The organism is Emticicia fontis (assembly GCF_054779675.1).
In genome coordinates, this window is sequence record NZ_BAAGXU010000002.1 from 169,273 (window position 1) to 189,022 (window position 19,750).

At 38.3% G+C, this 19,750-nt stretch carries 17 protein-coding genes; 9 read left to right on the plus strand and 8 right to left on the minus strand.

Annotated elements, in window-relative coordinates; translation table 11 throughout:
* Positions 1–18: 18 nt before the first annotated feature.
* Positions 19–1,656 (minus strand): carboxylesterase/lipase family protein, encoded by a 1,638-nt coding sequence (locus tag ACYVFA_RS01850; protein WP_460470084.1) that lies wholly within the window; start codon positions 1,654–1,656, stop codon positions 19–21.
* A 118-nt stretch (positions 1,657–1,774) separates the two neighbouring features.
* Here ACYVFA_RS01850 and ACYVFA_RS01855 point away from each other — a divergent pair, with 118 nt between their 5' ends.
* The 4 genes from ACYVFA_RS01855 (at position 1,775) to ACYVFA_RS01870 (ending at position 7,011) form a co-directional block, all read left to right on the plus strand.
* Positions 1,775–2,473, plus strand: coding sequence for an NUDIX hydrolase (locus ACYVFA_RS01855; RefSeq protein WP_460470085.1), 699 nt, complete (start codon positions 1,775–1,777; stop codon positions 2,471–2,473).
* 115 nt (positions 2,474–2,588) lie between these two features.
* On the plus strand, positions 2,589–3,110 hold the full coding sequence (locus ACYVFA_RS01860) for a hypothetical protein (RefSeq protein ID WP_460470086.1): 522 nt from the start codon (positions 2,589–2,591) through the stop codon (positions 3,108–3,110).
* 216 nt (positions 3,111–3,326) lie between these two features.
* On the plus strand, positions 3,327–5,708 hold the full coding sequence (locus ACYVFA_RS01865; protein WP_460470087.1) for a TonB-dependent receptor: 2,382 nt from the start codon (positions 3,327–3,329) through the stop codon (positions 5,706–5,708).
* 4 nt (positions 5,709–5,712) lie between these two features.
* A complete protein-coding gene (locus ACYVFA_RS01870) occupies positions 5,713–7,011 on the plus strand; it encodes a DUF4249 domain-containing protein (protein WP_460470088.1) in 1,299 nt (432 codons plus the stop codon).
* A 127-nt stretch (positions 7,012–7,138) separates the two neighbouring features.
* On the opposite strand, the gene lepB is transcribed toward ACYVFA_RS01870, so the two are convergent.
* On the minus strand, positions 7,139–8,299 hold the full coding sequence (gene lepB / locus ACYVFA_RS01875; RefSeq protein WP_460470089.1) for a S26 family signal peptidase: 1,161 nt from the start codon (positions 8,297–8,299) through the stop codon (positions 7,139–7,141).
* 202 nt (positions 8,300–8,501) lie between these two features.
* On the opposite strand from lepB, the gene ACYVFA_RS01880 reads away from it, so the two are divergent.
* Positions 8,502–9,050 carry a DNA-3-methyladenine glycosylase I gene (locus ACYVFA_RS01880; RefSeq protein WP_460470090.1) on the plus strand — a complete coding sequence of 183 codons (549 nt, stop codon included), beginning with the start codon at positions 8,502–8,504 and terminating at the stop codon, positions 9,048–9,050.
* A 61-nt stretch (positions 9,051–9,111) separates the two neighbouring features.
* Here ACYVFA_RS01880 and ACYVFA_RS01885 read toward each other — a convergent pair whose 3' ends face one another.
* The 3 genes from ACYVFA_RS01885 to ACYVFA_RS01895 are packed head-to-tail and all read right to left on the minus strand — an operon-like array spanning position 9,112 to position 10,514.
* On the minus strand, positions 9,112–9,678 hold the full coding sequence (locus tag ACYVFA_RS01885) for a dihydrofolate reductase family protein (RefSeq protein WP_460470091.1): 567 nt from the start codon (positions 9,676–9,678) through the stop codon (positions 9,112–9,114).
* On the minus strand, positions 9,641–10,183 hold the full coding sequence (locus tag ACYVFA_RS01890; protein WP_460470092.1) for an SRPBCC family protein: 543 nt from the start codon (positions 10,181–10,183) through the stop codon (positions 9,641–9,643). The genes ACYVFA_RS01885 and ACYVFA_RS01890 overlap by 38 nt, the downstream gene beginning before the upstream one ends.
* Positions 10,164–10,514, minus strand: coding sequence for an ArsR/SmtB family transcription factor (locus ACYVFA_RS01895; protein ID WP_460470093.1), 351 nt, complete (start codon positions 10,512–10,514; stop codon positions 10,164–10,166). Before ACYVFA_RS01895 ends, ACYVFA_RS01890 begins: the two co-directional genes overlap by 20 nt.
* A gap of 224 nt (positions 10,515–10,738) precedes the next feature.
* Between ACYVFA_RS01895 and ACYVFA_RS01900 the strand changes: the two genes are divergently transcribed.
* The 4 genes from ACYVFA_RS01900 (at position 10,739) to ACYVFA_RS01915 (ending at position 14,425) form a co-directional block, all read left to right on the plus strand.
* Positions 10,739–11,548: an AraC family transcriptional regulator gene (locus ACYVFA_RS01900; protein WP_460470094.1), complete on the plus strand. Its 810-nt coding sequence runs from the start codon at positions 10,739–10,741 to the stop codon at positions 11,546–11,548.
* An 11-nt stretch (positions 11,549–11,559) separates the two neighbouring features.
* Positions 11,560–12,396: an SDR family oxidoreductase gene (locus ACYVFA_RS01905; RefSeq protein WP_460470095.1), complete on the plus strand. Its 837-nt coding sequence runs from the start codon at positions 11,560–11,562 to the stop codon at positions 12,394–12,396.
* A 112-nt stretch (positions 12,397–12,508) separates the two neighbouring features.
* Complete coding sequence (locus tag ACYVFA_RS01910; RefSeq protein WP_460470096.1) at positions 12,509–13,531, plus strand: SDR family NAD(P)-dependent oxidoreductase; 1,023 nt, start codon at positions 12,509–12,511, stop codon at positions 13,529–13,531.
* Positions 13,532–13,609: 78 nt separating this feature from the next.
* Positions 13,610–14,425, plus strand: a complete 816-nt coding sequence (locus ACYVFA_RS01915; protein WP_460470097.1) for a helix-turn-helix domain-containing protein — start codon at positions 13,610–13,612, stop codon at positions 14,423–14,425.
* A gap of 176 nt (positions 14,426–14,601) precedes the next feature.
* On the opposite strand, the gene ACYVFA_RS01920 is transcribed toward ACYVFA_RS01915, so the two are convergent.
* The 3 genes from ACYVFA_RS01920 to ACYVFA_RS01930 form a co-directional block, all read right to left on the minus strand.
* Positions 14,602–15,453, minus strand: a complete 852-nt coding sequence (locus ACYVFA_RS01920) for a hypothetical protein (RefSeq protein WP_460470098.1) — start codon at positions 15,451–15,453, stop codon at positions 14,602–14,604.
* A gap of 174 nt (positions 15,454–15,627) precedes the next feature.
* Positions 15,628–16,947: an amidohydrolase family protein gene (locus ACYVFA_RS01925; RefSeq protein ID WP_460470099.1), complete on the minus strand. Its 1,320-nt coding sequence runs from the start codon at positions 16,945–16,947 to the stop codon at positions 15,628–15,630.
* A 157-nt stretch (positions 16,948–17,104) separates the two neighbouring features.
* A complete protein-coding gene (locus ACYVFA_RS01930; protein ID WP_460470100.1) occupies positions 17,105–19,747 on the minus strand; it encodes a DEAD/DEAH box helicase in 2,643 nt (880 codons plus the stop codon).
* Positions 19,748–19,750 lie beyond the last annotated feature (3 nt).

Consider the following 19,750-nt stretch of genomic DNA (forward strand, 5'->3'; position numbering starts at 1 on the left):
GGCGGACCGCTCAATCACTCATTTATTATTGCCATAAGCCTTGTCCAGAAACAGATAACGGGCATCGTCTTTGGCATTTTCGGCTTTTGATTCTGCGTTTAATATCATTACCGGTGGGGTTGAATCACCTGCCTTGGCTGCTGGCCAGTCAGGTAATTTAGCCCCGTTTGGGTTTCCGGTTTTGATAAAATTGGCAAAATAGTTCATCATAGTTTCTGAGGTTTTGTAATCGTCTGGTGTCCAGGCATATTCTTTAATCAGGTGCAGATTACCCATGCAATACTCAATTTCGCAGGCATGCGGCGCGCCAACTGGCTCTGGTGCTTTCGGTGTACTACCATCTTTTTTAACAGTTCCACCGGCAAGCCCGGATGCTAATGTCTGGTCAACCAATGGCGGTCGTACTTTGCTGTATAAATATCTATACACAGGCTGTGAGCTGTTATTGCGGTGCAAGTCAAACCATTTCCAGGTGCTATACGCAATGAAACGGTCAGATGCTAGCGCAGTTGCTGATAACTCAATCTCTTTTTCTGAGCCATGAGGGTAAAGTTTCAATACTTCTTCCGAATCATTCGGATACTCTTTTTTCACACGGGCAATGTAGGCTTCATCCTTATAAGGTTGACCAAACATGAACGCAGCTCCAGGAATCTCGGCTGAGTTCCAACCTAATAATAAAGGTACTTGCGCTTGCTCTTTGGCAGCAAAGATTTGTGGGATAGTTTTAGGGTAGAAATATCCGTCAATAACAGTCGGGAAACCGAATCTTTTTGATTCGTTATAAATTTCATACACTTCGCGAGTACTTAAAGCTCTTAGTTTTGCTAACGAAGGATAACCTGCATTTTTGGCAAAATCTGCGCCTACTTTCTCTGCTTCTGCTAAGGGCACAGGCGCTAATGTCGGATTAATTCCAGCACCACTTTCACCAATTGCACCTGCGATTAAGTTTCTTGACAACGGCGACGCCATTTGTGCACTCACTGAAATAGAACCTGCTGATTCGCCTGCTATTGTCACTTTTTTAGGGTCTCCACCAAAGGCTGCAATATTTTTTTGTACCCATTTCAAAGCCGCAGCCTGATCTAATAAACCATAGTTACCTGATGCTTTATAAGGTGCTTCGGCACTTAATTCAGGATGTGCAAAGAAACCGAAGATATTTAAACGATAATTTACTGTTACTGCTACAATGCCTTTTTTCGCCATTGCTTCGCCATCATATCTTGGCTCAGAAGCATCTCCGGCTACGAATCCACCGCCGAAAAAATATACCAGAACCGGTAAATCTTTTGTATTGCGTTTGGCAGGAGTCCATACATTCAGATAGAGACAATCTTCACTTACGCCATTTGAGCGGGAGTTCATATCACCGAATACCACAGTTTGCATCGGTCTTGCTGAAAATTTTTTGGTTTCTTTTACCCCTTTCCAGTTATCAACCGGTTGAGGGGCTTTCCATCTGAGATTTCCAACAGGTGGTTTGGCAAATGGTACACCGAAATAGGTCTGAATACCGGTTTTAGTGTCGTAATTTCCTTCAATTATACCGTTTTCGATCGTGGTTTGTACGGCAAAGGCATTGTTGTTCTGTGCTTGTGCCATCATGGTACACGTAAAAAAAAGGCTAATTAAATAGCATATTTTCTTCATTTTTTTTGATAAAATTTAGTTATTGTCTCAATTTGTGACAATAATAATTGGTTTTTAGAAATAATCATACTTATTTTTGAAAAATTTATATTTGCATATTATTTAAGCCCCTGTCACTGTGGAAGAGAAAAGATATTTGCCTCATATTGCCTACGATTCGGTTATTTTTGGTTTTTCGGGTAACCAGCTCAAAATTTTGATTATGAAATATCATAATACGGGTTTATTTGCCTTGCCCGGTGGATTTGTGAAGATGGATGAAGATTTGAATGCGGCGGTAAGAAGAGGTTTAAAGGAAAGAACCGGATTAGATAATATCTATCTTGAACAGTTTTATACCTTTGGAGACGTAGCTCGTTATCAGGCCGGAGCTATGAAAACGATTCTGGAAGCAAATGGGCATCATGTTCCTGAAAATTACTGGATGCTTGACAGATTTATTTCGGTGGCCTATTATGCACTGATTAATTATGAGAAAGTAGTCCCTACTCCTGATGCATTATCTGATTCATGCGATTGGTATTCGCTTGATAAACTCCCACCTTTGATGCAAGACCATACCTTAATTGTAGAAAAAGCTTTACAGACCCTACGTGATAATCTTGAACGCAAACTGGTAAGTGTGAATCTTTTGCCATCCTTATTCACGATGAATGAATTGCAGAAGGTATATGAAGCCATTTTAGGCGAAAAACTCCGCCGCACTACTTTTCAGCGCAAAATGTTGAGTCTGAATATTCTGGAACGACATGATAAGCAGTATTCCGGTAAGGCACATAAGGCACCTTATTTGTATAGTTTTAAGGTAGTTGGGTAGGATAACTGTAGCAATTGATTATAGAGTTACCAGCAATTAAATGGTATAAAAATTAAAAAAATCACATTTTATAATTCTTTTCTTCATTTCCTTACATTTTGTTTATATTTCGGATATGAAAAAGAAACTCCTAATCGCTCTGCTCCTATTATTTAATTTAGCTTGTGGCAAAAATGAACCTGTTATATTGGTCTATGAAATTGACCCTCAATTTCTACCTCATGTAACCGAATTTATAAAAGAAGCGGAAAAAGTAGGCATAATCATAAAACCTGAAAATCTCCGAATGACATTTAAGACTGATTTAGCCAAAGTTTGCGGAGATTTTACAGCAGATAAAACCGGACAACGGAATATAGTCATAAACACCAGATGCTGGAAAACCGCTCCCGTACAAAACCGCGAGGCTTTGGTATTTCATGAGTTAGGACATTGTTTTCTGAATCGCGCGCATCGCGATGAGCTTACGCTCAGTAAAGAACCTGTCAGTATCATGTATACTTATAATCAAGGGCCGTATGAACCTTGTATTTATCCTATCAATGGAGATAATTCTTGTAATAAAACATCAAGAAGAGACTACTATATAAAGGAACTATTTAATGAAAAAACACCTGTGCCGTTTTGGGGGAATTGAGTGAGTTTGTGAATGAGCGATTGAGTGAATTAGTGATTTGAAGAATGAGAGATTTAATTTCATTGCAGTAATTTTAATAGTTTTGCCTTTTTATTCTACACATAACAATATAAGAGCACATAACTGTGTTTTCAATATTCAACTTATTATTCAACAGCAAAAGCATACTTTATTACGTCATTTTATAAAATCGAATCGTCTCTGTCCTTGGCCAATATGAAGCAATTACCTTTACTTATTTTGTTTTCGGGTTTGATTAGCTTCTATTCAAAAGCACAAGTACTGACCGGAATGGTTCGTGATTCTGCTGATAATGCGCCGCTCAACAGAGCAGCTATCGTGATCGACTTTGAAAAACATACCAAAGGCACTTATACCAATGCCGAAGGTAAGTTTAGTTTATATCTTTCTCCAGGCTCACATATTTTAGTGGTACGTCATGTAGGTTATCTTCCTTATCGCATCAACATCAGAGGTGGGCAAAATCTTGACCTTTCTATTAAGCTCCTTAGTGTTTCAAGTCAGCTGGAAGAAGTAGTTGTTACCGATAAAGGTTATGACCGTACAGTTCGGGAGCCTTTATTGGGTGTAAGCCGCATCAATATGAAAACCATTGAACGCATTCCTGCGGCTTTGGGTGAAATTGATATTTTAAGAAGCCTGCAATTATTGCCCGGAGTAACCAGTGTTGGCGAAGCTGCTAATGGTATCAATATTCGCGGAGGTAATACAGACCAGAGCCTGATATTAATGGATGAAACGCCTATCTTCAACCCAACGCATATGTTTGGTTTGTTTTCGGTGTTTCCTGCTGATGCCGTGCGTGGCCTAGACTTATATAAAGGCAATGTTCCGGCTAGGTTTGGAGGTCGTGCGGGCTCAGTACTGGATATTTCTTTGAGGAATCCGGGCCTAGATAAATTTTCTATGAAAGGCGGTGTAAGTATCGTATCCAATAAACTGACATTAGATATACCGATTGTAAAAGACAAATTAGGTCTAATGATTTCGGGGAGAGGGTCGTTTAATTCTTCGCTTTTGCCATTGGTTTCAAAAAAATTAGATAGTATCAAAGCCAATTTCGGCGATGTGGTTGGTAAGCTTTTCTGGCGGATGAATAGAAATAATACCATGACAGCCATGGGTTATTTCAGTAAAGACCTATTCAGTACCAAGCTGATTGGTGGTTTAGCTGATATTAATTCAGTCAGTACTCAGTATCGCCACGAGACTATGAATGGGCTATTACAATGGTTTAGTACGATTTCGCCTAAGCTGAATCTGCAAACAACTGCTGTATTGGCACAGTATACGCCTGATATTTTAACTATTGAATCTGGAACTAATAGTGAAGTAACATTAAGGCAGCAAATACAGCAAAAACAAATCAAATCGAATCTGAATTATCAGGGTGCAAACTCGAAAACTGAAATAGGCATCAATGCGATTCATTATCAGTTGAATCCGGGAGAATTATTGCCTGGTGGAAGCCCTAATATTAATTACAGGAAGACTCCGAATGAAAACAGCCTAGAAATGGCCATCCATGCTGATTATGAGGCAAGCCTTTCAGAAAAACTGGTAGTGTCAGCCGGATTACGTTATTCTTATTTTATGAGTCTGGGGCCGGGTTTAGTGCGAAAATATGCACCGGGCGAAGCCATGTATGAAGCGAGCGTAATAGATTCAGTAAAATATGGTAATTGGGAAGTCTCGAAAACATATGGTGGACTGGAACCCCGCTTAGGCATCAGATATGCTACGGGGCCGAATACTTCTTTCAAGATTGGTTATAACCTGATGCGCCAGTATTTGCAGGTTATCACCAATACTACTACCCCGCTGCCAACGGCACGCTGGAAAACCAGCGACCCGAATATTAAACCGCAATTGAGCCAGTTGTTTTCTGTAGGTTGGTTTCAGAATCTGAAAGATAATACTTTTGAGTTTTCGACCGAAGCCTATTGGCGGACTACTCAGAATACCCTGGATTATAAACCCGGGGCTGATTTCCTGCTACAACCCTATCCTGAAACACAATTATTACCTGCCAGAGCCAAAGCCTATGGAGTAGAATTGATGTTAAGCAAGAAAAAAGGTGAACTGACCGGCTGGCTGAATTATACTTATGCCCGTTCGTTTAATCAGGTAACAGGTAATGTAGATGTGAAACAACAGATTAATAATGGAGACTGGTACCGGGCCAATTATGATCGACCACATAGCCTGAATCTGAGTATTAACCTGAATCAGGGAAAAACGCATAGCTTTTCGTTCAATTTTGTATATAGTACCGGGCGGCCTTTTAGTGCACCTAATGGACAGGTTTTTTATATGGGTCGGGTGTATCCGGTTTATAATGAGCGTAATCAGGGGCGCCTGCCTGATTATCATCGCCTTGATTTCGCCTGGAATATCTATAACCCAAGCATGAAAAAGAGACGTTGGCAAGGGCGCTGGGCATTTACAGTCTATAATTTGTATGGCCGAAAAAATGCTTACTCTATCTATTTTAAACAAAGTGAGCTATATCCGTATCGATTAGCCATTTTTGCCACACCTATCCCATCGTTGTCTTATAATTTTGAGTTTAAATAAGTCTATGTTTATATCTTTTCATAAAAAAACGATTGTTTCGGCTATGCTTTTCCTGGCCCTGCTTAGCTGTGTCGACCAGATAGAGTATGATAGAGTAAACAATATAAATATTATTGTAGTAGACGGGATCATAACCGACCGTGACGAAGAACAAATTATAAAAATCAATCGCTCAAAATCAGAATATGGGCAATCAAGTACGATACCTATTAGTAGCGCTATTGTTGAATTAGAGGTTAATTCGACAGAAATTATTGTTTTTAAAGAAAAAGAAGGTAAACCCGGAGAATATGCTTTGCCATTAACATTTAAGGGTAAGGTTGGTGCATCTTATCAATTGCGTTTTCAGTTGACTGATGGCACTAAGTATGAGTCGACCATACAGATTATGCCAAAAGTCCCTCCTATTGAGAAGCTGACAGCCCGATTTGATGCCAATGAGTCTTTTGCCAAAGAAGGTGGCTTTAAAGGTGTACATAGCCTCTATCTGGATGTGAAAGACCCAGCAGACCAGGCAAATTTTTATAGCTGGGATTATACCCTTTACGAAAAAAAGAAATGGTGCCATACCTGCGAAAACGGTGTGTATGCCATCAATGAGATTATTCCGGGTGAATATCCCTTTTCAAGATATTATTTATCAGGTACCAAGCCCTTTGAAAATTGTCTGACACAGGTAGAACCCAATACACGAGGAGCGCCTGCCTATGTAGCCACCAAATGGAAGTATGATTATGAATGTCGGGGCGAGTGCTGGGAGATTTTACAGAATAACGTATTGAATTTATTTGAAGACAGGAATACCAATGGTGGAAGCATTCTGGATAGAAAAGTAGCACGGATACCTTATTACCAGTGTAACGGTGCTTTGGTAGAAGTCAGGCAGTCTTCATTAACCAAAGATGCCTATCAGTATTTTAGATTGTTTCAGGAGCAAACGCAAGGGAACGGTGGTATTGCAGATACTCCTCCGTCCGCTTTGGCAGGTAATATCAGCAATGTAGGAAATGCGCGCGAAATAGTAGTAGGTTATTTTACGGCTTCGTCGGTGGCTACTGTCCGTTATTGGTTAGATAGAAAAGATACGGGCAAGCTTGAGCCTTCTGGTTTATTTACGGCATTAAATCAGCGTTACCCAAACCCTGAGCCCAATCCGCCTGAACTGGCTTATATATTGATTTGGGATGGACCACCCAGAGTACCCAAAGCTCTATGTTTGGAAACAGACATCAGTACCTCACACAGACCAGAAGGCTGGGTTGACCAGGTTGTTGATCCAAATGACCCCAACTGTAAAAAATAATATACTGAAAATACTAATGCCTCTAAAATACTGGTAGCGAAATTTAAAAGAAAAAGTGTGTTTCAGATATGAAAAGACGATATCATGCCGCATCCCACAACTGAAACACACCTAATCAGTGCTGCACTTATTTAATAATATTAAACAAGCGATTCCAACGGACTTTGTTAAGGAAACTACCTTCTGCATCAATTGACATCCAGATGAATACGGCTTTGCCCACAACATGGTCTTCTGGTACAAATCCCCAGAAACGGGAATCGTCAGAGCCATGACGGTTATCGCCCATCATGAAATAGTAATTCTGCTTAAATGTATAGGAAGTAATAGGTTTGCCATCGAGCACGATTTGCCCGTTGATGTATTTAGCATCATCGTTTCCGTCGAAAGTTGTGATGATACCTTTATACATGGCAATGTTTTTTTCATCTAACGAAATCGTCACTCCTTTTTTTGGCACGATGATAGGCCCGAAATTGTCACGATTGTATGGGAACAGGCGCGAATTATAAGGAAACGTATTATAATTGCCATTGCTGGTATCACCTTTGGCTTGCACTACGGTACTTACATTTTTCACAAAGTCCAGACTTTTCATGTCTTTTACTGCCTGTCCCGTCGCTTTTACCAGATACATCGTCTTATCTTCGGCACTTATTTCCTGTCCAAATTCAGTGATACCATATTTCTGGAAGACCTTATCATTTACCTGTGTATTGGTTTCGATTTCATATTCCATCTGCATCCCAACAGTATTATCGAAAATCTTTCCATTTACGTAAGCCTGCCCTGCGCGCATTTCTACGGCATCACCCGGAATACCTATACAACGTTTGATATAATTGGTTCTTAAATCAACCGGATATTTATTGTAGCCACCAAAATCATCTGGTCTTTCAGGGCAACCTGGATAATTGAACACAACCACATCACCATTTTTCACATGGGTAAACCCTGGTAAGCGGTAGTTAGGCAACTGAATCCAATCCAGAAAAGATGGTATTTCAGTTCCCCAAATCTTCTGATGGGTCAATGGAACCTGCAAAATTGTTTTAGGCGTTCGGGTACCGTAATGGAATTTGCTTACGAAGATAAAATCTCCTACTAATAAACTTTTCTCCATCGAACCACTTGGAATGGTGTATGGCTCAAATAAGAGCCAACGAATAAGTGAGGCAGCTACGACGGCAAAGACAATGGAGTCGAGCCATTCACGAAAGGGAGATTTCTTTTTAGGTGTTTTTACCGGCGGTTTTGGAGCTTCTGCAGTAGATGTTTTGTCAGTCATTAGCTTTTAAATAAGATTGTCCGGCTTTGACAGAGAAGGTTTTGAATGGTTTAATATGATGAGAATAATTATTTTGAATTCAATAAATCATACAGGTTTCAGAGGATAATACGGCCAGATAAAATCCAGATAAACTAAACAATTTGTGTAGCTATCCTTAGCGTATTCAGGCTACCTTTGCATTCCAAAACCTTACACACAAATGTCTTATTGCTTCGCTATTGAGCGCATGAGTGGTGCGCAGAAAGAACTACATAAAAACTACCATGACAATCATTATGGTTTTCCAATTCATGATGATAATGAATTATTTGGCCGATTGATTATGGAAATCAATCAGGCAGGTTTAAGCTGGGAGACGATTCTCAAAAAAGAAGAATCTTTCAGAGCAGCCTACGACAATTTCAATATTGAGATCGTAGCTAACTACACCGAAGCCGACCGCGAAAGATTAATGGCTGATGCAGGAATCATCAGAAACCGATTGAAAATCAACGCTGCGATTGAAAATGCCAAAACGATTCTGGCGCTTCAACAATCACATGGTTCATTTGAAAAATGGCTGGAAGCCAATCATCCACGAACCAAAGAAGAATGGGTAAAATTGTTTAAGAAAACCTTCCGTTTTACTGGTGGCGAGATAGTAAATGAATTTCTGATGAGTATCGGCTATCTGGCTGGAGCGCATGCGGCGTCTTGTCAGATTCATGAAAGAGTTTTATTGGAAAAGCCGCTCTGGACTAATATATAAAATTAATTCTCTGATAATCATTTATCAGAGAATTAACCTACTTTAGTAAAGAATATCAATTTTATATTTTCTCATAAGTCATTAAAATAATACCACAATTATAAACTGTTGATTGTTTTAGTTTAAATCGTTGCCAGTCTTGCAAATTACTGAAAACAGATTCCCCATTCCCTAGTGCAACAGGATTAATAAATAAATAAAACTCATCTATTAATCCTGCCTGAACTAAATTAGCGACAAATGAGCTTCCACCATATACAATTATATCTTTACCTTCTTGCTTTTTGAGGTGGTTTACTTCTTCTACTAAATCACCCGTGGCTAATTCTGTATTATTCCATTCTGATTTTTCGAGGGTTTGGGTAAATACTACTTTCTTATGATTGACCACTCTTTTAGAAACCTCATACATTTCATCTTCAGGATTTGTGTAAACACTTTCCCAATAAGGAATATAGTCTATGGCTAATTTACGACCGATGAGAATGGTGTCAGCAGAATCGGCCAAAGCCAGCACATCAGAACTGATTTCTTCCCATGCCCATGTTACCCATTGTTGCTCGTCATTGGGGCCGGTTGATACAAAACCATCAACTGACATCTGCACCTGTAATTTTAGCTTTCTCATTGTATTGTATTTTATTTAAATAAGTGGATAATTGTTCAAAACTAGCACCGAATCCTTCCTGCATACTGGCATTGATGGATTGAAACCCTGCTATTTCTTCCTGCGAAGCTTTGACTGGCTGGCCTGTCATGGTGATTATAGTCTTACCATGCATTTCAGTAAAAATCAATCGATAGAAAATACAGTCAGGTAAAGGAATATCAAAAGGTGCAGGAATTACGTTGGCGTGTTCGTCTGCAAATGAATTAGTGAATTCGAGCAGGTCATAGGGCTGAATAGTACCAAATACGAATCTGCCATAGTTGGTTGCCTGCGGTGATTCCATTTTAAAATGAAAAATCCCTCCAGGTCTGAAATCCAGACTTATGACACTGTTTTTGGTTTGCACCGGCCCCCACCAGGCATTAAGTGCTTCTGCCGTGCTAAAGGCATTGAATACCAACTCTCTTGGCGCGTTGAATTCATAACTAATCACAAAATCGGTATTATTGGGCTGTGTTGTCACAATCGGATGGTTGATTAGATTGTATTTGAGTAAGGTATTTATCTAATGCGCTGAATTGTTCTTTCCAGAACTGACGGCAGAAATTCACCCATTCGCCTACCTGATTGAGTTCTTCAATTTTTACTTCGCAGTAGCGTTCTCGACCTTGTTTTTTAATTATAATCAGGCCGCATTCTGATAAAATCTTGACGTGTAATGATACTGCCTGACGAGTCATCTCAAAATTCTCAGCAATTTCGTTCACGTGTAATGGTTTCTTCACCAACATTTCTATGATTTGTCGGCGGGTAGGGTCGGCAATAGCCTGGAAAACATCTCTTCTTGTATCCATAAAACTTAGGCAATCATTTGCTTGCAAATATATAAGCAAGTATTTGCTTGCACAAATTTTTAAAGAAGATTTATTGAAGTATCATTTAGTATAAGTCATGAATCAATTCAAAAGCATATATTGGCAAGACTGTTGAACTTTCTACGAAAGTAATATTGGGCCTCTGACGAAAACAGAATTATTTTTTATCTGCCATCTTTGCATTGTTATTGAAACAGCAAAAAATGAGCAAAGAACTTTCTATATCTACTTATATGCCTGGCGTAGTGTATTCACATCATAATGCGCAGCGTGTTATCGGCGAACAATTTATTGCCGAACATGGCTTATGCTATATAGTTTCGGGTTATCTGAAAGTGGCCGATTCGGATGGCAACAAAACATTTAGCGCAGGTGATATTGTATTTTACAGAAAGAATTTTCTTTCCAAATTCATTAAACAACCCGAAGAAAGTCAAGACTTTAAATCTATCACGGTTGTGTTTGATAAAGCAAGTCTGCTACAGTTCAGTGAGCAATATGGTATTTCAGAAGAAGCAGTTTTCGAGCAAAAAGGGGCAGTATTCAAGATAAGTCATGATATTTTATTGGAGAATTATTTCAAGACACTTCTCCCCTATTTTGATGCTTCATTGCCCGAAAGCCTGATTAATCTTAAACGCCAAGAGGCACTTATGCTTTTATTAGAGGTGAACCCGGTACTGAAGAATATATTGTTTCAGTTTGATATGCCACATAAAATCGACCTTGAAGCATTTATGCAGCAGAGTTTCCGATTCAATGTAGATGTCAAAAGATTTGCCTATCTCTCTGGCAGAAGTCTCTCTTCATTTAAAAGAGATTTTGAAAAGGTTTTTCATACTACACCTAATCGTTGGATTCAACAAAGAAGATTGGAAGAAGCGCATTATCTGATAAAAGAAAAAAGCCGTCGCCCGTCTGATGTTTATTATGAAGTAGGTTTCGAGAGTCTTTCACATTTTTCTTATGCTTTCAAGCAACATTATGGAATAAATCCTTCAAATATTAACTAACAATCTGTCACATGAAAAAAACAGTATTGATTACCGGAGCTTCCTCCGGCATAGGGAAAGCTACGTCCTTACATTTTGCCAGACAAGGCTGGAATGTAATCGCCACTATGCGTAGCCCAGAAAAAGAAACAGAATTGGTAAACGAACCTAATATTTTAGTAACCCAGCTAGAAGTAAATGATTTGGCCTCTATTGACGCTGCTATTCAGAAAGGTATTACTCAATTCGTGCAAATTGATGCCTTGATAAATAATGCAGGTTATGGGCAGCAAGGTTTGTTCGAAGCCACATCACCTGAAAAAATTCAGGCGCAGTTTGATGTGAATGTATTCGGAGTAATGAATGTTACCCGAGCAATTCTTCCACATTTCAGAGCCAATAAAGGCGGTACTATTGTCAATATTTCGTCTGGTGCAGGTCGGGTAACTACGCCTTTGCTTTCCATTTATAGTGCCTCTAAATTTGCTATTGAAGGGTTTTCGGAATCTTTAGCCTTTGAGCTGGATTCTCAGGGCATCAAGATAAAGCTCATAGAACCCGGCTATATTGCGACACCTTTTTATGAAAGAGCGGTGAATTCTTATGCTTTTGATGCCAATCTAAGTGATTACAATGCTTTTAATGAAGAAATGGGCGAGTTTTTCAAATCATTTGCCGGTGGCAATAAATTTACTCCAGCTGATGTAGCAAACGTAATTTATACTGCAACGACTGATGGTAAGCATCAGTTAAGATACCTTGCTGGCCCTGATCTGGAACAAATGATGCAGGTAAGAACTACTAAACCCGAACAGGAATATGTTGATTTTATGAGGGGGTTATTTACGCCAAATGGTTTTAAAGGATAAACTAAATTGGCCAGTCAAAACTTTGACGCTTAGAACAAAGTAATTTGACTTTCTCAGCAAAATGCGTTTCGCGGGTATCGCCTAATTTTGTCTTATTAAAATATTTAACAAGATGAAATTAACAGATAATTACAACGGAACATTACAAGCACCTCTCAACTCTGGTTTCAATGCACAATCAACGGCACAAGAGGTCATTCAAGGTATTGATTTAAGTGGCAAAATAGCCATTGTTACGGGCGGATATGCCGGCATCGGCCTTGAAACTGTGAAATTTTTTGTTTCTGCGGGAGCCAGAGTAATTGTACCTGCCCGAGATGTTGCCAAGGCAACCAGCAATCTGAAAGGGATTGAGAATATAACAATCGAGCAAATGGACTTGATGGATGCAGCTTCAATTGACGTATTTGCAGAACAATTTCTTGCCACGTATGATACACTAGATATTCTGGTTAATAATGCAGGTATCATGTGGGTGCCGTTGATAAGAGATGCGCGAGGATATGAATCGCAACTGGCTACTAATCATTTAGGGCATTTCCAGTTAACAGCCAGACTCTGGTCTGCGCTGAAAGCTGGTGGAGGTGCAAGAGTAGTTAATGTATCCTCATTCGGGCATCAGATGGCTCCTTTTAATTTTGATGATCCCAATTTCATGAATCGTGCATATGAGACTTTGCAAGGATATGGTCAATCTAAAACAGCCAATAACCTCTTTTCAGTTGAGCTTGATTATCGGGGAAAGGCTTTCAATGTGCGGGCTTTTTCGGTTCATCCGGGTTCAGTAAATGGTACTGATTTAGGTCGTGTGGCACCAATGGCTTTATTTCAGCAAATGGGTACGCATGATGAAGCCGGAAATATCAAACCAGAAGTAGCAGCCAAACTTAAAACGATAGAACAAGGAGCGGCTACGACTGTTTGGTGCGCTACCAGCCAGCAACTGAATGGAATTGGGGGTGTTTATTGCGAAGATGCCGATATAGCTGTGTTAGATGAGGGAAACATTGCGCATAATTATGATGAACCAGCTTCGTTGCACGGAGTAAAGCCTTATTCAGTAGATGCTGATAATGCCAGACGTTTATGGACATTGAGCGAAGAAATGACTGGTGTTTTGTTTCCCGTTGATTGACCAATTGGTAAACATAATTTATCAAACCAAGCCGGAGAGCTATTTTCGGCTTGGTTTATTTTGTACATTTACTGAAGAATGATGGAATTTGAAACCCACTATATTGCCCCGGATATTAAGCTTTCAGAGTTTAATGGAAAGTTTTTTAAAACAGAAGTGATGTTTGAACATCATATTCTGGTCTGGTTTATTTCTGGTGAAACCAAGATTATACAAGCTGATGCCATTTATACTTTTAATGCAGGCGATGTATTTCTGATTCCCCGTAATCAACTGGCAACTGTTATCAATTATCCGAAAGACGGTCTGCCACACAAGGCTGTGGCTATGTATCTGACTTTAAAGAAGTTAAAAGATTTTTATGCCAGACATAAAGCCGTAGGCCGTACACAGCCGTTGCAAAAGGTATATAGTTTCACCAGACATCCTCTATTGGGAAGTTGTCTGGCTTCTTTGATTCATTATTTTGATCTGGGCGAGAACCTGCCGCCAGATTTAGCCGATATTAAGATTGAAGAAGCCATAAGTATATTGCGGTCTATCGATAAAGGCGTAGATGGAATATTAACCAATTTTGAAGAGCCGGGCAAGATCAATTTATCTGATTTTATGGATCGGCACTATATGTTTAATATGAGTCTGGATAGATTTGCTTACCTGACGGGCCGTAGTCTGGCTACCTATAGACGAGATTTCGTAAAGATTTACCAGACGACTCCTCAGAAATGGTTGCAGGAAAAAAGATTACAACTGGCCCATTATCATATAGTAGAAAAACAACGAAAACCCAGTGATGTCTATATTGAGGTGGGTTTTGAAAATCTATCGCATTTCTCTTATGCCTTTAAAAATCACTTTGGGTATCCGCCACATACGCTTCTTAAATCTTTTTAGAATGAACCTCAAATAATACCTGGATACATGAGAGTGCACTTGATTTAATTATTAAAGTTGTTCAGGATTGTTCCTTTTATTTAAAAAAGTAACGAAAATCCTAAACAACTTCATTAAAAAATTCGGCCACTACAAAAAGATTTTATTATGGTTGTTTCTAAAATAAAGATTAACAGTTATTCACTCTTAATGGTTACAGGTTTCGTTGGTACCCATTTTTTCCCGTTCTTAAAATGTACTGATACCAGAGAAATAACTATTTTAGTCGTATTTTCATACCCATTTAGTGTCCACTCTACTTCTTCTCCTTTTTGTATTTCTATTTCACCCTGAGAGATTCCCTTATATTTATTACTTGTGCTAAAAATACGGTTCACAGGACGGCCATAATTATCATAACAGGCAATACTTACCTCATAAGCATCTATTACTTTATCGCTGATATTTAGAATAGAAAGATTTACTACTGGCACATCAATAGCGTTATAAGAAATTGATGTTTGAAAGAATGCTAAAGGGCTGCCCAGACTTATAAAATTCTTAATTCTCTTCTTTTCTGCTTCCTCTGTTTCTGAGTTTTCCTGAGCTTCCTTGGCAGCATTAACCGTATTTTCTTTATCCATTAATGGTTTGAGTTGCTTATACACTTCGGCATATTCTTCGAATTGCACAGCACTTATATAACCATTTTTACCTTTATATAATACTTTAGCATTTCCTTCACTATATCCAATAATATCTATTACAGAACCTGTCGGAATATATTCTTTTGTCGTTCCATTCTTATCTCTAAATAAAACTACCCCTTTCAAGGTAAGCCTGATTGGCTGAAAACCCAACGAAAGTTCTTTAGCAGTAACCAAATCTAAACGACTTTGAGCCACATCTATTTTCTTTTGTAATTCGCTTAAATTTATCGTCACTTGAGCGTGGATACGCTTAAGACTATCAAGTTGTTTTTGAAGCGCTTGTTTACTTTGAGCAAAGCTATTCAGACTTATAAAAAGCAATAGAAAAAAAGTACGCATGAGAATACTTACGATTGTAAATTAAATAAATGTTGAATATAATAGTAATGATTAGGCTACTAAATGAAGTTTTTTTTTAGACACAAGCTTCCTTTTATTCAGTTCAATAATTCCTGAAATTAATGTGTAAATATCAAATAATAAAACCAGCAATAAAAATAGAACTCCATTTTTTTAATAAACCACATTCCCTTCATGAATCAAAGATTTAACAGGGGATACTCTTGAAACTGCTTCAGCTGAGCAACTGGCATCTATCAATACTACATTGGCTACATCGCCAGCTTTAGGCCATTGCTGATTTCCTTTATCATCCAGAGGCAGAATATTGCCGGTGGCCAGTTTCAGGCTTCTCGAAAGGTCAAATTCGGTATTGTATCCATAGAGTTGTGCCATCAGTTTGGTTTTATCCAATACGCTCCCACTCCCCCATGTATTCCAGTGATCTATAATACTGTCATTGCCTGTGCCGATTTTCACACCATACTTATACAAGGTAGGTATAGGCATAATCAGATTACCGAATGGAATAGTTGACATGATACCCACCTGTGCATTTCCCAGTTTTTCGGCTACCTCTTCCTGTTTTGATTTATCAATTCTACCTAATACAAAACAATGACTTATATAAGATTTCCCTTTCAATACTGGGTTCTCGTTCACTTTGTCTATCAGGTATTCTACAGTTTTTAAGCCAGATTCTCCAGTTTCGTGCAAATGGATGTCTATGCCTTTGTTATAATCCAAAGCCAGTTTCACAATAAAATCCATTGTTTTTTCAATGCTCCCGTCTACTGAAAAAGGATCTACACCACCTATATAATCAATACCCATTGCGGCGGCCTCTTTCATTAAGTTCGCCGAATCAGTATAGAAAATGCCATGCTGTGGAAAAGCCACCAGCTCAGCGCCAAAGCCTGCTTTTTTATTGTCTAATGCTTTTTGCAGATTTTTAAGTGAATCCAGTTTAGAAGTAGGCTCAATATTGACATGACTCCGGGCATAGCTTGACCCATAAGATTGCAGTAGTTCAATCATTTTTTCGGCCCGATAGGTTGATGTCTTAAGCATTTCGGGAAGAATTTTCTGTTCCAGGGCAATCATTCCTTTTACACCGCCTTGTCTTTTTCGGGTGGCTTTCCAGGGGCCACCGTAAAATGTTTTATCCAGATGAATGTGCATATCTTTAAATGCAGGCAACATCAATAAGCCTTTGGCATCAATAGCTTTTGTTTTGGTATTATTTGGTAAAACTTTGCTGATTTTACCGTCTGCTATTTCGATACAAAATAAATCGGTCTTTGTTCCTACTACCTCCTCACCTTCATATTCAAATCCTGTTTCCAGTCTTACATTTTTAAGTGTAAGCGTCTGCTCACTATTCATAGTTGAAAGTTTTTTGTCGGAAAATATTTTCGGTGCACTCACTAATCCTGTAAAGGCCAAAGCAGAGCTTTTGACAAAATCTTTTCTTGATAGAGTTTTAGGATTCATAGTTGTAGTTTTTTTCAAAGCACTGAAATTAATGGCGTTCAAAAAAGATACTCCCAAGTTTTCACCTTTAAGCGTTTATGATTGAAAGTTATGAGTATTGATACAATTATTCTTTTGTCATCATATTATAAGGCATCAAAATAATAGCAACTATATATTATAATTCTTTTAAAACACTCAGAAAATCGTCTAGTTTGTATGCATCATCTACAGTTTTTCTATCATACACCATAAAGTATCTAAATGAATTTCCAGCTTTAGTTGCCCAAAGGCGGCCTAATCTGATTTTTTGCTCAGCATCCAGATGGTCACCTTTTGTTTCTAAAATAATAGTTTTATTATTTTTTGTCTGAATAATGAAATCGGGATAGTGATTAATAAAGCCATTAATCATAAAACCTCTTCTTTCAATGTTTCTTGTCCAGAATTTTATATTATTCAAATTGCCTATTTCGTTAATTATTCTCTCTTCAAAACCATTCATTTTGCCCTCCTTTTCATAAAGAGATTTTGTAATATCTTTTGCTGTTTCACCCGGTGAAATACTTTTAGGTAATCTGAAGTTGGGCTTGATATATATTTTGTCAGTGTCCAGAAACTCTTTGAATTTCTTTTCTGCAAATTCTTCCGAAAGGGTTTTTATTTTTCTTTTGATTTTATCGGTATAAGTGTATTCATTGTTGGCAAAATCCTTGAATTGCTCATCCTGAAAATCTTCCAGAATCCGTTTGATGTATTTTTCAATTTCTTTATCGGCAATTGGATACATATTGCCGATAATATCCATAATTCTTTTTGTGAAGTTTTTTACTCTGCTATCTTTCCTTAATGGGTCGAGCATGTATTCCATTACTTTGTCTTTCACACTTCCGTCAATTCTTACAAAAGTTGGCGTATGCTCTTTTTTTGTTTCATCCAAATCTACTTTGTATAGTTCTGATACTATGTTATCGAACATAATATTTGTATCCGACTTACTAAGCTGAAAGCCGGTTAACAAATTTTCTTTCTGAAGTAATGCATCTTCTTTCTGACCAAATAAATCATTCGCAGGTACTTTTAGAAAAAATTGAGGAATTACCACCTGACTGGCTTCTTCCTGAAATATTTCTTTGATTTGATAGGTTTTCACGAGTGATTGAATCGCAGTTGGTAAAATGGCAATATTATTAGTCAAGGTTTCTGATACGATATTTTCAAAAGTCAGATTCTGCTCGATAGCTGTTTTTTCAATTTCAGAAACTGTATTATTGGCTACTTCATTTTCATTTAAAAATGAAATTCTTGTTGTGTCAATATCATAGGTTACATCCTTGGTATTATCTTCTGGCGGGTTTAGTTTTTCTGTTTTGGTTTCATTTGTACCAAACATTACTAATTGCTGTAATGGGTCTTGTGGTTTTTCTGTTTCAATCACTGACTGGTCGGCAACTTTATAGTCTTTTTCACTGAATCCGGCTTTATTGAGCCCTTTAACAATATTATCTAATGTCTCCAGAAATCTGGATGAAGCTGTAAGCACATAACTCATATTAAGCAACGGAAAGTTATGTTTCATGACATAGGGCTGCCTTAGTACCCTTCCTAAAATCTGTTCTACGTCTACGGAAGAACTCTTATCTGCCAGAGAAGCCAGTATGTAAGCAAAAGGACAGTCCCATCCCTCTTTCAAGGCGTTGATAGTAATAATATAGCGTACTTCACAAGTATCACTCATGAGGTCTATACCTTTTATTTCGTTTATACTGGCGGTTTTGATTTTTATCTGCGCCTCGGGTATTTTTAATTCCAGAAGCTTTTCTTTGAGTTTCTGTACATTTGTTTTCTCTTCTTCTTCATTACTGAAAGCAATACCATTTTTAGGCTGTACCTGAAACAAAACTATTGGCCTTATATACCTGCCGCCTTTCTTTTGTTCTTCTTTTGCTTGTAATTCAAGTCTTTGCTGTAGTTGTAAACTTGAATTGATAACCTCTGTTTTATCCTGATGATTATACACAATAACAGGCAATTTTACCATGTTTTCTTTTTTCAGTTCCAGCGCATCAATAAAACTGATAATATTACTGTTTTTGCGCGGAGTAGCCGTAAGGTCAAGAATGAAACATGGGTTTAATTCTTTCAGCATTTCTACACTTAAATCACTTTCTGCATTGTGGCTCTCGTCTACTACCACTACCGGGTTCAGTTGCTTAATGACCGACCCCAATGTAATTTCGGCTTCGGTACCGAGTAATGTTTCGAAAGATTGAAGGTTGCCGTTTTCCTGAAAAACCTTACGGTCTTCTTTATTTCTGGCTCTCAGGCTATCAAAACTAAACAGCATAATATTGAGCTGTTCTTTTACGGTAGTGGCATTAAAACCGCTACCTTGCAAAAGGGTGTTTTTATCGAAAACCTCGACTCTATTGCCGAAGTGAGAATTAATTTTTTGCCGGTACGGATGCGCAGGGTCTTTCAGGTTTTTGAGGGTTTGCTCAAGAATGGTGATAGACGGAACGAGCCACACTACTGCTTTGGGTTTGTCGTAAGCAAAAGCATCAAATATGGTTTTGAGTGCATTACAGGCAATAAATGTTTTGCCACCTGCGGTGGGTACTTTTACACATATATGCGGAACACGCGGTACATTATTTTTATAGGGCTCAATAGTTGAACCCGAGAACGGAAACAATGGAGTTTTGGGGTGTTTAGACCAGAAATCATAGAATGCCAGTTTTACATCTTTTGTATGCTGAATATGCTCTAAGAATAATGTCAGGTCGTTTATTACTTCTTGCTGATAGGGTTTTAATTCCATTGC